Annotated in this window: 13 protein-coding genes; 9 read left to right on the top strand and 4 right to left on the bottom strand. The window is 63.8% G+C overall.

The features are described 5' to 3' along the window. Nucleotides 1–54 precede the first annotated feature (54 nt). From AWB66_RS10975 to AWB66_RS10990, 4 genes are all read right to left on the bottom strand, one after another. Nucleotides 55–1,647 carry an ABC-F family ATPase gene (locus AWB66_RS10975; RefSeq protein WP_087630328.1) on the bottom strand — a complete coding sequence of 531 codons (1,593 nt, stop codon included), beginning with the start codon at nt 1,645–1,647 and terminating at the stop codon, nt 55–57. Between the two features lie 176 nt (nt 1,648–1,823). Next, complete coding sequence (gene thrC, locus AWB66_RS10980; protein ID WP_087630329.1) at nt 1,824–3,272, bottom strand: threonine synthase; 1,449 nt, start codon at nt 3,270–3,272, stop codon at nt 1,824–1,826. 10 nt (nt 3,273–3,282) lie between these two features. Then, the gene (locus AWB66_RS10985) at nt 3,283–4,605 is read right to left on the bottom strand and encodes a homoserine dehydrogenase (protein ID WP_087630330.1); all 1,323 of its coding nucleotides are present in this window, start codon (nt 4,603–4,605) and stop codon (nt 3,283–3,285) included. Between the two features lie 23 nt (nt 4,606–4,628). Next, nucleotides 4,629–5,867, bottom strand: coding sequence for a pyridoxal phosphate-dependent aminotransferase (locus AWB66_RS10990; protein ID WP_200818968.1), 1,239 nt, complete (start codon nt 5,865–5,867; stop codon nt 4,629–4,631). A gap of 533 nt (nt 5,868–6,400) precedes the next feature. Between AWB66_RS10990 and AWB66_RS10995 the strand changes: the two genes are divergently transcribed. The 9 genes from AWB66_RS10995 to AWB66_RS11035 all read left to right on the top strand — a co-directional run bounded on the left by AWB66_RS10995 (nt 6,401) and on the right by AWB66_RS11035 (nt 14,988). Further along, nucleotides 6,401–6,775: an Mth938-like domain-containing protein gene (locus tag AWB66_RS10995; protein WP_087630332.1), complete on the top strand. Its 375-nt coding sequence runs from the start codon at nt 6,401–6,403 to the stop codon at nt 6,773–6,775. 316 nt (nt 6,776–7,091) lie between these two features. After that, nucleotides 7,092–8,771 (top strand): glycosyltransferase family 39 protein, encoded by a 1,680-nt coding sequence (locus tag AWB66_RS11000; protein ID WP_087630333.1) that lies wholly within the window; start codon nt 7,092–7,094, stop codon nt 8,769–8,771. Between the two features lie 67 nt (nt 8,772–8,838). Then, nucleotides 8,839–9,210 carry an SMR family transporter gene (locus AWB66_RS11005; protein WP_087630334.1) on the top strand — a complete coding sequence of 124 codons (372 nt, stop codon included), beginning with the start codon at nt 8,839–8,841 and terminating at the stop codon, nt 9,208–9,210. Nucleotides 9,211–9,237: 27 nt separating this feature from the next. Further along, the gene (locus AWB66_RS11010) at nt 9,238–10,422 is read left to right on the top strand and encodes a DegT/DnrJ/EryC1/StrS family aminotransferase (RefSeq protein WP_087630335.1); all 1,185 of its coding nucleotides are present in this window, start codon (nt 9,238–9,240) and stop codon (nt 10,420–10,422) included. A gap of 30 nt (nt 10,423–10,452) precedes the next feature. Then, nucleotides 10,453–11,490 (top strand): glycosyltransferase, encoded by a 1,038-nt coding sequence (locus tag AWB66_RS11015; RefSeq protein WP_087630336.1) that lies wholly within the window; start codon nt 10,453–10,455, stop codon nt 11,488–11,490. Next, nucleotides 11,487–12,473 (top strand): formyltransferase, encoded by a 987-nt coding sequence (locus tag AWB66_RS11020; RefSeq protein WP_087630337.1) that lies wholly within the window; start codon nt 11,487–11,489, stop codon nt 12,471–12,473. Before AWB66_RS11015 ends, AWB66_RS11020 begins: the two co-directional genes overlap by 4 nt. After that, nucleotides 12,470–13,513 carry a bifunctional UDP-4-keto-pentose/UDP-xylose synthase gene (locus AWB66_RS11025; protein WP_087630338.1) on the top strand — a complete coding sequence of 348 codons (1,044 nt, stop codon included), beginning with the start codon at nt 12,470–12,472 and terminating at the stop codon, nt 13,511–13,513. Before AWB66_RS11020 ends, AWB66_RS11025 begins: the two co-directional genes overlap by 4 nt. A 10-nt stretch (nt 13,514–13,523) precedes the next feature. Beyond that, on the top strand, nt 13,524–14,420 hold the full coding sequence (locus AWB66_RS11030; RefSeq protein WP_087630339.1) for a polysaccharide deacetylase family protein: 897 nt from the start codon (nt 13,524–13,526) through the stop codon (nt 14,418–14,420). Nucleotides 14,421–14,526: 106 nt separating this feature from the next. Next, nucleotides 14,527–14,988 (top strand): peroxiredoxin, encoded by a 462-nt coding sequence (locus tag AWB66_RS11035; RefSeq protein ID WP_087630340.1) that lies wholly within the window; start codon nt 14,527–14,529, stop codon nt 14,986–14,988. Nucleotides 14,989–15,025 lie beyond the last annotated feature (37 nt).

A 15,025-nucleotide genomic window follows, 5' to 3' on the forward strand; every position in this document is an offset into this window, starting at 1 on the left:
ACGGCCCGCTTCGTGGGAAGCGGGCCGTTGTAGCGATCAAGCGCCGAGTTGGTGTTACTCGATGCCCTGGCTCGTCAAAAAGTCCTCGTACGTGCCGCCGAAGTCGTTCAGCGTGCCGTTCGTGCGCACTTCGATGATGCGATTCGCCAGCCCGCTCACGAACTCGCGGTCGTGCGAGACGAAGATTAGCGTGCCTTCGTACTTTTCGAGCGCGATCTGCAGCGACTCGATCGACTCCATGTCCATGTGGTTGGTCGGCTCGTCCATCAGGAGCACGTTGTGGCGCCCGAGCATCAGCTTGCCCCAGATCATGCGGCCCTTCTCGCCGCCCGACAGCACCTTCACCGACTTCCTGATGTCGTCCGCGTTGAAGAGCAGCCGGCCGAGCGTGCCGCGCACCATCTGGTCGTCGTCGCCGTCCTGGCGGTATTGATCGACCCAGTCGGTGAGCGTCTCGTCCTTCGGAAACTCTTCGTAAGTATCTTGCGGCATGTAGCCGACGTTCGCGTTCTCCGCCCACCTGATCTTGCCGGCGTCGAGCTGGATCGCGCCCTTCAGCGACTTGAGCAGCGTGGTCTTGCCCGCGCCGTTCTCGCCGATGATCGCGATGCGCTCGCCCGGCTGCACGCTAATGTTGAAGCGCTCGAAGATGGTCCGCTCGTACTTCTTCGTGATGTCTTCGGCGACTACTGCGATGTTGTGCAGCTTCTTCTCGAAGTCGAAGCGGATGAACGGATTTTGCCGCGACGACGGCTTGAAGTCCTCGATCTTGATCTTCTCGATCTGCTTCGCACGGCTGGTTGCCTGGCGTGCCTTCGACTTGTTCGCCGAGAAGCGGCGCACGAAGTCCTGCAAGTCCGCGATGCGGTCCTTCGCCTTCTGGTTCGCGGCCTGCTGGCGTTCCTTCGCCTGCGTGCTTGCGAGCATGTAGTCGTCGTAGTTGCCCGGGTACACCTTCAGCGTGCCGTAGTCCATGTCCGCCATGTGCGTGCAGACCTGGTTCAGAAAGTGCCGATCGTGCGAGATGATGATCATCGTCGAGTTGTACTGGTTCAGCACGTCTTCGAGCCAGCGAATCGAGTTGATGTCGAGGTTGTTGGTCGGCTCGTCGAGCAACAGCACGTCGGGCTTCGAGAAGAGCGCCTGCGCGAGCAGCACGCGCAGCTTCCAGCCGGGCGCGACGTTGCTCATCGGGCCGCTGTGGTCGCCGATCGCGATGCCGATGCCAAGCAGCAGCTCGCCCGCGCGCGCTTCGGCCGTGTAGCCGTCGTACTCGGCGAATTTCGCTTCGAGTTCGGCGGCGCGCATGTAGTCGTCGTCGGTGGCGTCGGGGTTCGCGTAGATCGCGTCGCGCTCGGTCATCGCGGCCCACATCTCGGTGTGGCCCATCATCACGACGTCGAGCACGCGCATGTCCTCATACGCGAACTGGTCCTGACGCAGCTTGCCGAGGCGCACGTTCGGTTCGAGCATCACGTTGCCGGAACTCGGCTCCAGGTCGCTGCCCAGGATTTTCATGAAGGTCGACTTGCCGCAGCCGTTCGCCCCGATCAGGCCGTAGCGATTTCCTTCCCCGAACTTGACCGAAATGTTCTCGAAGAGGGGCTTCGGCCCGAATTGCATGGTGATATTGGCAGTAGACAGCACAGCGCGTCCTTTTGAATGATGTACGGCGAAAAACCGGATATTTTAGCAGATTTTCAAGCAATTTTGCGGAGTCGTCCGAACGCGGCGAATCGACTTCTTATGTGGATCCTACGCCAGCAAAAAACGGGGCGCGGCCGATTAGCCGCACCCCGTTTTCCAGCCGATCGAACCCCGATTCAGCTCGTGCGTTCGGCGATATACGCCTTCACGACGCCCGCGTCCGCCGGGACGATATCGAATCTTTGTGGCAGTTTTTCAAGTCCGACGAACGCGGCCGGCCGCTCCGGCTCGCGCAGCAGCGCCTCGCGGATCGTCTCGCCGAACTTGATGGGCTGCGCGGTTTCCAGCACGACCATCGGCACGCCCGGTTGCAAATGCTCGCGCGCGACTTTCAGGCCGTCGGCCGTGTGGGTGTCGATCATCGTGTCGTAGCGCTGGAACACGTCGCGGATCGCGTCGACGCGGTCCGCGTGGCTGCTGCGCCCCGACACGAAGCCGAATTCCTTCACGCGCGCGAAGTCGCCGCTCGCCGCGAGGTCGAAACCGCCCTTCTCTTCGACGTCGCGGAACAACTGCAGCACGCGCGCCGGATCGCGTCCGAGCAGATCGAAGACGAAGCGCTCGAAGTTCGACGCCTTCGAGATGTCCATGCTCGGGCTCGTCGTGTGATACGTCTCGCTCGCGCCGCGCACGCGATAGATGCCGGTGCGGAAGAATTCGTCGAGCACGTCGTTCTCGTTGGTCGCGACGACGAGCTTTTCGATCGGCAGGCCCATCATCCGCGCGATGTGGCCCGCGCAGACGTTGCCGAAGTTGCCCGACGGCACGGTGAACGACACGCGCTCGTCGTTGCTTTTCGTGGCCGCGAAATAGCCCTTGAAGTAATAGACGACCTGCGCGACGACACGCGCCCAGTTGATCGAATTGACCGTGCCGATCTTGTGCTGCGCCTTGAACGCGTGATCGTTGGAAACCGCCTTCACGATGTCCTGGCAGTTGTCGAAGTTGCCCTCGACGGCCAGGTTGAAGATGTTCGGGTCCTGCAGCGAGAACATCTGCGCGGTCTGGAACGCGCTCATCTTCTTGTGCGGCGAGAGCATGAAGACGCGCACGCCCGCCTTGCCGCGCATCGCGTATTCGGCGGCGCTGCCGGTATCGCCCGACGTCGCGCCGAGGATGTTCAGCGTCTCGCCGTGCTTCGCCAGCGTATATTCGAACAGGTTGCCGAGCAGTTGCATCGCCATGTCCTTGAAGGCGAGCGTCGGACCGTTCGATAGTTCCAGCAGCGACAACGGCGCGCCGTTCTCGACGCCGAGCGTCTTGAGCGGCGTGATCTGCGTGGCGGCTTCCTCGTCGCGGACATTGCTGTAGACCTGCGCCGTGTAGGTCTTGCTCGTGAGCGAGCGCAGTTCGTCGGCGGGGATGTCGTCGGCGAATGTCGACAGCACTTCGAACGCGAGGTCCGCGTACGAAAGCGTGCGCCAGCGCCCGAGTTCGTCCGCCGACACGCGCGGATACGCGGCCGGCAGATACAGGCCGCCGTCCTTCGCGAGACCGCCGAGCAGGATGTCGGAAAACGTGTGGCGCTCGCCAAGTCCGGCGCCGCGCGTCGAGATGTAGTTCATGAGTCCAGTCCTAGTTCAGCGCTTCCATGCGCAGCTTCGTCACTTTCGACACGACCGTGGAGAGCGCCTCGATCTCGGCGATCGCCGCATTCAGGTTCTTTTCGACCGTCTCGTGCGTGATCAGAATGATGTCAGTTTCGCCCTTGTCCACGCCGTCCACGTGCTCCGATTCCTTCTGCAGGAGCGCGTCGATGGAGATGGCCTTGTCCGCGAGAATGCGCGTGATGTTGGCGAGCACGCCCGTCACGTCCGCGACGCGCAGGCGCAGGTAATACCCGCTCGTGACGTCCTCGATGGGGAGGATCGGCGTGTTCGAGAGGCTCTCCGGCTGGAACGCGAGATGCGGCACGCGATGCTCCGGGTCGGCCGTATGCAGGCGCGTGACATCCACGAGGTCCGCGACGACCGCCGAGGCGGTCGGCTCCGCGCCCGCGCCCTTGCCGTAGTAGAGCGTCGTGCCGACCGCATCGCCGTGCACGACGACCGCGTTCATCGCGCCTTCCACGTTCGCGAGCAGGCGCTTTTCCGGAATCAGCGTCGGATGCGTGCGCAATTCGATGCCCTTGTCCGTGCGCCGCGCGATGCCGAGCAGCTTGATGCGATAACCCAATTCTTCGGCATAGCGGATGTCGATGGCCGACAGCTTGCTGATACCTTCCACGTACGCGCGCTCGAACTGCACCGGCACGCCGAACGCGATCGCGCTCATGATCGTGACCTTGTGCGCGGCGTCGACGCCTTCGATGTCGAAGGTCGGGTCGGCTTCCGCGTAGCCCAGTTCCTGGGCTGCTTTCAGCGCGGTCGCGAAGTCGAGCCCGCGGTCGCGCATCTCCGAGAGGATGTAGTTCGTCGTGCCGTTGATGATGCCAGCGATGTACTCGATGCGGTTCGCCGTCAGCCCTTCGCGCAGCGCCTTGATGATCGGAATGCCGCCCGCGACCGCCGCCTCGAACGCGACCATCACGCCCTTCGCGCGCGCCGCCTCGAAGATCTCGCTGCCGTGCACGGCGAGGAGCGCCTTGTTGGCCGTCACGACGTGCTTGCCGTTCGCGATCGCGCGCAGTATGAGCTCGCGCGCGAGCCCCGTGCCGCCGATCATCTCGCAGACGATGTCGATGGATGGATCGTCGACGACGGCATTGAAATCGCCCGTCACCGCGATGCCGGCCGCCGCCGCGGCTTGCGCCTTGGCCGGCGTGCGCACGGCGACGCGTGACACTTCGATGCCGCGACCCGCGCGGCGTTTGATTTCTTCCTGGTTGCGGCGCAGTACCGTAAAGGTGCCGCTGCCGACCGTGCCGAAGCCCAAGAGTCCAACTTTGATCGGTTCCATGCAGCGTGATTCTTATAGAAGGGTTAAGCGGAATGACGTTTGCGATAACCGTCGAGGAAACGCGCGATACGCTGGATCGAATCCGCGAGGTCGTCGACGTTCGGCAGGAACACGACGCGGAAGTGGTCCGTCGTCGGCCAGTTGAAGCCCGTGCCCTGCACGAGCAGCGTGCGTTCTTCAAGCAGCAGGTCGGTGATGAACTGCTGGTCGTCCTCGATCGGGTACATCTTCGGGTCGAGTTTCGGGAACATGTAGAGCGCCGCCTGCGGCTTCACGCAGGATACGCCCGGAATCGACGTGAGCATGTCGTACGCGAGCTCGCGCTGTTTGAAAAGCCGCCCGCCCGGGATGATCAGCTCGTTGATGCTCTGGTAGCCGCCGAGCGCCGTCTGGATCGCGTATTGGCCGGGGACGTTCGCGCACAGGCGCATCGACGCGAGGATGCCGAGCCCTTCGATGTAATCGTTCGCGCGGCGCCGGTTCTCTTCGATCAGGCCCGAGATGAACATCCAGCCCGCGCGATAGCCGCACGAGCGATAGCTCTTCGAGAGGCTGTTGAACGTGACGGTCAGCACGTCTTCCGAGAGCGCGGCCATCGACGTGTGCGTTTTGCCGTCGTAGACGATCTTGTCGTAAACCTCGTCGGCGAAAATGATGAGGCCGTGCTCGCGCGCGATCTCGATCAGTTCAAGCAGCAGTTCGTCCGAGTAGAGCGCGCCCGTCGGATTGTTCGGGTTGATGACGACGAGCGCCCGCGTGTTCGGCGTGATCTTCGCGCGGATGTCGTTCAGGTCGGGCATCCAGCCGGCGCCCTCGTCGCAGATGTAATGGCGCGGCGTGCCCGACGACAAGCTCACCGCCGCGGTCCAGAGCGGATAGTCGGGTGCGGGCAGCAGCACTTCGTCGCCGTCGTTCAGAAGCCCCTGCATCGCCATCACGATGAGTTCCGACGCGCCGTTGCCGATGAAGATGTCGTCCAGTTCAACGCCCGTCACGCCCTTTTGCTGCGTGTAGTGCATGATCGCCTTGCGCGCGGCGAAGACGCCCTTCGAGTCCGAATAGCCCGACGAATTCGGCAGGTTGCGGATCATGTCCTGGATGATCTCGTCGGGTGCGTCGAAGCCGAACGCGGCCAGATTGCCGATGTTGAGCTTGATGATCCGGTGGCCTTCCTCTTCGAGGCGCTTCGCGTGCTCCAGCACGGGCCCGCGGATGTCGTAACAGACGTTCTGCAACTTGTTGGACTTGAGGATCGGTTTCACGGCTGGCGGCTCTGGATGGTCAAGCGGACTGATCGGCGTTCGTCCGGCGACGGTTTTCAGCGGTTGCGACGCTGCGCGGCGGATGGCGCGGCATCGCGAGGAATTTTAAGCGACGGCGGCCTGCCCCGCGACCGTTTTCGGGCCGATCCGGCGTCCGGGCGGCGCGAACACCGGCGGACGTGGACCGACGAAGCCGGACACCGATGGGAACGCTGGCGGCCCAGATAATCGAGCGAACAAGGCTTGCGAGGTGGCGCCCGGCCCGCTCGGGGCGCAACCGGCCGAGGATGTCGGACGGCAAAGCCGGACGGATTGCGTGTCGATGGCGGCTTGTGGCGGCACGGCGAGTGCAATGCGTGCCGGTCGAGCGGTCCGGCCGGCTGAAAAGTTATAATTTAGCGGAATATGACCGAGTTCCGCAATGCACCAATCGAAGGCCGATCGCACACTCCGGCGCCCATGCCGAAAGGATCAGCCGCCGCGCGAACGACCGTCTTTTCTTCCCGCCATCCTCGCCTGTCGGAATTATCGTCTTGAAACTACACCAGGAATCCAGCGGCGCGCTGAACACGATCACCAGCTACGGCGACGGCTACGTCGCGATCAACCTGAACAGGCACGAGGGCAGCATCATCGTGATGCCGGAGACGCCGGTGATCCCGTGGCCCGTGTCTTCGTTCGAGGCGCTCGCGCCCGAACACTTCCAGGCGCTCGTCGACGCCGCGCCGGAAGTGGTGATCTTCGGCAGCGGTTCGCGGCTGCGCTTTCCGCATCCGCGCCTGACGGCCGCGCTTGCGAAACACCGCATCGGCGTGGAAACGATGGACTTCGGCGCCGCCTGCCGCACCTACAACATCCTGATGTCGGAAGGCCGGCGCGTCGCCGCGGCCTTGCTGATCGAGGCCTGAGCACCGGCAGGCGCCCTGCTCGCCGATGTCCGGCGCGCCGCCTTTGTCGTCCGGACAGGCGAAATCGGGGCCGCAGTGCGGTAAACTCGCGGCCGTCGCGTGAAGTGCCGCCTGATCGCGCCTCGTCGCGTCGCGCACACGGCCTGTTGCCCGACGACGAACGCCGATGAACCTTCGCGGCCCGTTGCCGGACGTGCGCCCCGATGGGCGCCCCGATGGGCGTCCCTAAGCGTCGCTTAAGGTTCGCCGAGCGATACTCATGCCTTTTTTTGTTTGTTAGCGCCGCGCGTCTGCGGCATCGGACAGGTCGAAACCCATGAACGATACGCCTTCGCGGCTACCGCTCACCCGCCTCTCGCTGCTTCTTCTGATTGTCGCGCTCGCCGTGATCTGGTTCTTGCCGCTCGGTCTGCGCCATCTCGTGCCGAGCGACGAGGGCCGCTACGCCGAGATGGCGCGCGAAATGTTCGTCACCGGCGACTGGATCACGCCGCGCTACAACGGCTACAAGTATTTCGAAAAGCCGCCGCTGCAAACCTGGGCAAACGCGCTCACGTTCGCGTGGTTCGGCATCGGCGAATGGCAGGCGCGGCTCTATACGGCGCTCACGGGTTTCGCCGGCGTGCTGCTGATCGGCTACACGGGTGCGCGCGTCTTCAACGGCGTGACGGGATTCTGCACGGCGGTGATCCTCGCGACGTCGCCGTACTGGAACCTGATGGCCCATTTCAACACGCTCGACATGGCGCTGTCGTTCTGGATGGAGCTGACGCTGTGCGCGCTGCTGCTCGCGCAGCGCCCGGGCCTGCCGGCCCGCCAGGTGCGCCTCTGGATGTGGCTCTGCTGGGGCGCGATGGCGGCCGCGCTGCTCTCGAAGGGTCTCGTCGGCGTCATCCTGCCGGGCGCGGTGCTCGTGCTCTATTCGCTCATCACGCGCGACTGGGCGCTCTGGAAGCGGCTCTACATCGGCAGCGGGCTGATCGTGTTCCTGATCGTGGCGGCGCCGTGGTTCGTCCTCGTGCAGATGAAGAATCCGGAGTTCTTCAACTTCTTCTTCATCGTCCAGCAGTTCAAGCGCTACCTGACGCCCGAGCAGAACCGGCCGGGTCCGCTCTATTACTTTGTGCCCGTGCTGATCGTCGGCTTTTTGCCGTGGCTCTCGATCGTGTATCAGAGCACGCGCCATGCGCTCAAGGTGCCGCGCCAGCCGAACGGCTTCGCGCCCGTGCCGCTCCTGTTGATCTGGACGGTCTTCATCTTCCTGTTCTTCAGCGCGTCGCACTCGAAACTGCTTTCATACACGCTGCCGATCGCGCCCTCGATCGCGCTCGTGCTCGGCATCTACCTGCCGCTCGTCACGCGGGTGCAGTGGCACCGGCATCTGATCGGCTATGCGGTGTTCCTGATCGCCGCAGCGTTCGGCGCGATCTTCCTCGGCCGCGCGGGCAGCGCGCATACGCCGAATTCGCTCTATCGCGCGTTTCAGGTCTGGGTGTACGCGGGCCTCGCGGTCGCGTTCGTCGTCACGCTCTTCGCGATCTGGCTGAATCGCCGCAGCACGATCGCGGCCGCGGTCGCGCTCGGCACGGCGTGGCTCATGCTCGGGACGATCGCGGGCACCGGCCACGACGTGTTCGGCCGCGAAAGCTCGGGCGTGCGGCTCGTGCCGGCGGTCAAGGCCGCGATGGCGAAGCTGCCGCCCGACACGCCCTTCTACTCGATCGCGAAGCTCGATCACACGATGCCGTTCTACCTCGGCCACACGATGATCATGGTGCAGGAGGCCGACGAACTGGGCTTCGGCGTCGCGACCGAGCCGCAAAAGTGGGTGCCGACGATCGACGAATGGATCAAACGTTGGGACGCCGACCGCTACGCGCTCGCGCTGATCCCGCCGGCACGCTACGAGCAACTGCTCGCTCGTCACGTGCCGATGCAGGTGATCGCGCAGGACGACCGGCGCGTGATCGTGCAAAAGCCCGTCCCGGCGCCCTAGTCGTGCAACAATTCGCACGCCCGTTCCGAAAATCCGAGTTCAGGCTCACAGCCGTCAACCGTCCACGATGAACCCGATATCCTTCATTTGCATCATCATCGGCGTATTGTTGAACGCCGGCGCGCAGTTGCTGCTCAAAGCAGGCGTCAACGCCGTCGGGCATTTCGAATTCAGCCGCGCCAACATCGTGCCCGTCGGCTTCAAGATCGCGACGCAATGGCCGATCATCGGCGGGCTTACGTGCTACGTGTTCAGCGTGGCCGTGTGGATCATCGGCCTGTCGCGCGTGGATGTGTCGGTGGCCTACCCGATGCTGTCGCTCGGCTACGTCGTCAACGCTTTCGCGGCGTGGTATTTGTTCGGCGAGGTGCTGTCGGTGCAACGGCTCATCGGGATCGGGATCATCCTTATCGGCGTCGCCGTTTTGGCGCGCGGCTGAACACCTTTACTTTTAAGCAGACAGTCCATGAATCAGACATCGCTGCCCTTTTTGCCTTTCGTGCGCGCTGAAATCGACGAGGAGACGATCGCCGGCGTCGTCGACGTGCTGCGCTCCGGCTGGATCACGACCGGCCCGCAGAACCAGCAGTTCGAAGCCGAATTGTCGGCGTATTGCGGCGGGCGGCCCGTGCGTTCGTTCAATTCCGGCACAGCGACGATGGAAATCGGCTTGCGGATCGCGGGCGTCGGCGCGGGCGATGAAGTCATCACCACGCCGATGACGTGGGTATCCACCAGCAACGTGATCCTGGAAGTCGGCGCGACGCCGGTTTTCGTCGACATCGATCCGCTCACGCGCAACATGGACCTCGATTTGCTGGAAAAGGCCATCACGCCGCGCACCAAGGCGATCATGCCGGTGTATCTGGCGGGCCTGCCCGTCGATATGGACCGGCTCTACGAAATCGCGCGCGCCCACAACCTGCGCGTGATCGAAGACGCCGCGCAGGCGTTCGGCTCGACGTGGCTCGGCAAGCGCATCGGCTCGTTCGGCGACATCGTCTCGTTCAGCTTTCACGCGAACAAGAACGTGACGTCGATCGAAGGCGGCGCGCTCGTCCTGAACAACGAGGAAGAAGCGGTCATCGCGCAGAAGTACCGGCTGCAAGGCATCACGCGCACCGGTTTCGACGGCATGGACTGCGATTTGCTTGGCGGCAAGTACAACCTGACCGATGTCGCGGCGCGCGTCGGCCTGGGTCAGTTGAAGCACGTGGAGCGCTTCACGGAGCAGCGCCGGCGTCTTGCGCGCGCCTATTTCGAAGCGTTCGCGGGCGGCGCGGCGGCCACGCTCGGCGTACAGTTTCCGGTGCAGAATTTCACCGACAGCAACTGGCACATGTTCCAGATCGCGCTGCCGCTCGAACGCCTTTCGCTCGCGCGTGCGGAGTTCATGGCGCAGATGAAGGAGCGCGGCATCGGCACGGGCGTGCACTATCCGGCCCTGCATTTGTTCACGCTGTACCGGGCGCGCGGCTTTCATGAAGGCATGTTCCCGCATGCTGAGACACTCGGCGCATCGACGGTCACACTGCCGCTCTTCACGCTGATGACGCAGGACGACGTGACGCGCGTGGTGCGCGCCGTCGACGAAATCTGCGAGTCATACGGCAAGCACAGCGGCAAGCACAGCGGCAAGCACGGCACCTAAACCCAAGACCCCTAGGGAAACCAGCGCAACATGAGTCATACGGATTTTCTGCCGGCGGCGCCCGAAGTTTCGGTCGTCATCCCGGTCTACAACGAGGAAGCGGGCCTGGCCGCGCTGTTCGAGCGCCTCTATCCCGCGCTCGATGCCCTCGATGCGTCGTATGAAGTCATCTTCATCAACGACGGCAGCCGCGACAAGTCGGCGGCGCTTCTCGCGCAGCAGTTTCACGTGCGTCCCGACACGACCCGCGTGATCCTGCTCAACGGCAACTACGGCCAGCACATGGCGATTCTCGCGGGCTTCGAGCAGTCGCGCGGCGAGATCGTCGTGACGCTCGACGCCGACTTGCAGAACCCGCCCGAGGAAATCGGCAAGCTCGTCAGGAAGATGCGCGAAGGCTACGACTACGTCGGCACGATTCGCCAGCAGCGCCAGGACAGCCTGTGGCGCAAGAAGGCGTCGCGGGTGATGAACCGTCTGCGCGAGCGCATCACGCACATCAAGATGACCGACCAGGGCTGCATGCTGCGCGCGTACAGCCGCCACATCATCGACACGATCAACCGTTGTGGCGAAATCAACACGTTTATTCCCGCGCTCGCGTACACGTTCGCGCAGAACCCGATCGAAGTCGATGTCGCGCACGAGGAGCGCTTCGCGGGCGAATCGAAGTATTCGCTCTACAGCCTGATTCGCCTGAACTTCGACCTCGTCACGGGATTCTCGGTCGTGCCGCTGCAGTGGCTGTCGTTCATCGGCGTGATTCTCTCGGTCGGATCGGCGGCGCTGTTCCTGCTGCTGTTGATTCGCCGCTTCATGTTCGGCGCTGAAGTCCAGGGCGTGTTCACCCTCTTCGCCATCACGTTCTTCATGCTCGGCGTGATCATTTTCGCGCTCGGGCTGCTCGGCGAATACATCGGGCGCATCTATCAGCAGGTGCGCGCGCGTCCGCGCTATCTCGTGCAGACCATCCTCGAAGAGCGCGACGGCCATACGAGCGTCCACAAGCCGCTGCAGGAAGCCGTGCACACGATCGGCGTCGTGCAGCGCGAGGAACAGGGACGATGAAACCGCGCGCCGTCGTCTTCGCGTATCACAACGTCGGCGTGCGCTGCCTGCAAGTGCTGCTTGCGCGCGGCGTGGATGTCGCGCTCGTCGTCACGCACGAGGACAGCCCGACCGAGAACATCTGGTTCGGCAGCGTCGCTTCGGTGGCGGCGGAGCACGGCATCGACGTCATCACGCCCGCCGATCCGAAAGCGCCCGAAGTCTTTGATGCGGTGAACGCCGTCGCGCCCGATTTCATCTTCTCGTTCTATTACCGGCACATGTTGCCGGTCGATCTGCTCGCGGTAGCCAGGCGCGGCGCGTACAACATGCACGGTTCGCTGCTGCCGAAATATCGCGGCCGCGTGCCGACCAACTGGGCGGTGCTCAACGGCGAAACGGAAACCGGCGCGACGCTGCACGAAATGGCGGCGAAGCCCGACGCTGGCGCGATCGTCGCGCAGACGCCGGTGCCCATCCTCCCCGACGACACCGCGAGCCAGGTGTTCGACAAGACCACCGTCGCTGCCGAGCAGACACTTTGGCGCGTGCTGCCCGCGCTCATCGCAGGCGAGGCGCCGCATTTACCGAACGATGTCGCCGCCGGCAGCTACTTCGGCGGCAGGAAGCCCGCGGACGGCCGCATCGACTGGACGCAGCCGGCGCAAAACGTGTACAACCTGATCCGCGCGGTGGCGCCGCCCTATCCCGGCGCGTTCACCGATCTCGGCGGCGAGCGCTTCATCGTCGCGCGGGCGCGGCTCGTGCCCGAAGGCGGTTTGCCGGGCGTGAGCGCCGAGACCTTGCGCACCGTCTCGAATTTGCCCGCGGGGCTTGCCGTGGCGGATAATGCGCTGTTTGGCGTCTGCGGCGACAGCCGCGTCATCGCCATCCGCGAATTGCGGCATCAGCAGCGAGCCGGCAGCGCGGACCCAGCCGACGGCGAACGCGTCGTCAGTCCCGCCGAATTCGGCCGAATCACTCAATCCACTCGTCATTCATGAAAAAAGTCCTGATCCTGGGTGTCAACGGCTTCATCGGCCATCACCTGTCCAAGCGCATCCTCGAAACGACCGACTGGGAAGTCTTCGGGATGGACATGCAAACCGACCGCCTCGGCGACCTCGCGAATCACGAGCGGATGCACTTCTTCGAAGGCGACATCACGATCAACAAGGAGTGGGTCGAGTATCACGTGAAGAAGTGCGACGTGATCCTGCCGCTCGTCGCGATCGCCACGCCGGCCACTTACGTGAAGCAGCCGCTGCGCGTGTTCGAACTCGACTTCGAGGCCAACCTGCCGATCGTTCGTTCGGCCGTGAAGTACGGCAAGCATCTGGTGTTTCCGTCGACGTCCGAAGTCTATGGCATGTGCGCCGACGAGCAGTTCGATCCGGAAGAATCGCTCTTGTCGTATGGCCCGATCAACAAGCCGCGCTGGATCTACGCGTGCTCGAAGCAGCTGATGGACCGCGTGATCTGGGGCTACGGCATGGAGGGCCTGAACTTCACGCTCTTCCGTCCGTTCAACTGGATCGGACCGGGCCTCGACTCGATCTACACGCCGAAGGAAGGTTCGTCGCGCGTGGTCACGCAGTTCCTCGGCCACATCGTGCGCGGCGAGAACATCAGCCTGGTGGACGGCGGCGCGCAAAAGCGCGCGTTCACCGACATCGACGACGGCATCGGCGCGCTGATGAAGATCATCGAGAACAAGGACGGCGTCGCGACGGGCAAGATCTACAACATCGGCAACCCGGCGAACAACTTCTCGGTGCGCGAACTCGCGCACAAGATGCTCAAGCTCGCGAACGAGATTCCGGAATACGCAGAGAGCGCGAAGGACGTGCAGCTCGTCGAGACCTCCTCGGGCGCGTACTACGGCGCGGGCTATCAGGACGTGCAAAACCGCGTGCCGAAGATCGACAACACGATGCAGGAACTCGGCTGGAAGCCGCTCGCCACGATGGACGACGCGCTGCGTAAGATTTTCGAGGCGTATCGCGGCCACGTCGGCGACGCCCGCAAGCTGGTCGAAGGCTGAGGCGCACCGCGTGGCCCGGATCGTCCTGAAGATCGACGTCGACACGCTGCGCGGCACGCGTGAAGGCGTGCCCAATCTCGCGCGCCTGCTCGACAAGTACGGCGCGCGCGCCACGTTTCTCTTCAGCCTCGGGCCGGATCACACCGGCTGGGCGCTGCGGCGCGTGTTTCGGCCGGGCTTTCTCAAGAAGGTGTCGCGCACGTCGGTGGTCGAGCATTACGGGCTCAAGACGCTGATGTACGGCGTGCTGCTGCCCGGACCCGACATCGGGCGCCATGCCGTCGCCGAGATGCGCGCGATCCACGAAGCCGGCTTCGAATGCGGCATCCATACGTGGGACCACGTCTACTGGCAGGACAACGTGCGCGAGCGCGACCGCGCGTGGACCGTCGCGCAGATGCAGCAGAGCCATGCGCGCTTCGTCGAGATCTTCGGCGCGCCGCCCGTCACGCACGGCGCGGCCGGCTGGCAGATGAACGGCCACGCGTTCGAGCAGATCGACGCGTGGGGCATGCAGTATGCTTCCGACGGCCGCGGTCACACGCCGTACATCCCCGTCCTCGACGGCCGCACGCTCCGTCACATCCAGATGCCGACCACGCTGCCGACGCTCGACGAAGTGCTGGGCGTCGACGGCATCGACGTCGGCAATGTCGCGGCCCATCTGCTGCGTCATACGGCGAACAATCCGCACGATCAGGTTTTCACGCTCCATGCGGAACTCGAAGGACAGAAGCTCGCGCCCGTCTTCGAGCAACTGCTCGCCGGCTGGCGCGCGCAGGGACACGGCTTCGCGACGATGGGCGACTATCACGCGACGCTGGACCGCTCGACACTGCCCACGTACCCTGTGACGTGGGGCGAGATTCCGGGCCGCGCGGGCGAACTAATCGTCCAGCCGGGCTGAAGGTCGGCCTTTGCGGTGGCGCTTTCCGGCGCCGCTCGCCCCCGCTTGACCTCGAATCCGCTCATCCATTCGGATTCAGGCACCCACAACAACAGGAGAAACGTTCGTGCCGATTGCAGTCGACCAGCCCGCCCCCGATTTCACCGCGCCTTCGACGGCAGGCGACTTTACGCTTTCCAGCCTGCGCGGCAAAAAAGTGGTCCTCTTTTTCTATCCGAAGGACAACACGCCCGGCTGCACGACGGAAAGCCTGCAGTTTCGCGACCTGTATCCGCAATTCCAGGCGGCAGGCGCCGAAGTCGTCGGCATTTCGCGCGACAGCCTGAAGTCGCACGAGAACTTCAAGGCGAAGCTCGAACTGCCCTATGCGCTCGTCTCCGACACCGACGAAGCAATTTGCGCGCTTTTCGGCGTCATCAAAATGAAGAAAATGTATGGCAAGGAAGTGCGCGGTATCGAACGCTCGACCTTCCTGATCGACGCCGACGGCGTCTTGCGCCACGAGTTTCGCGGGGTGAAAGTGCCCGGGCATGTCGAAGCCATTGTGGACGCTGTACAAGCGCTTTGAGGCCGGTTATATTGGTTCTCAATGAGCGCCTGTCCAC

The sequence above is a fragment of the Caballeronia telluris genome (genome assembly GCF_001544495.1).
GTDB classification, from domain to species: domain Bacteria; phylum Pseudomonadota; class Gammaproteobacteria; order Burkholderiales; family Burkholderiaceae; genus Caballeronia; species Caballeronia telluris.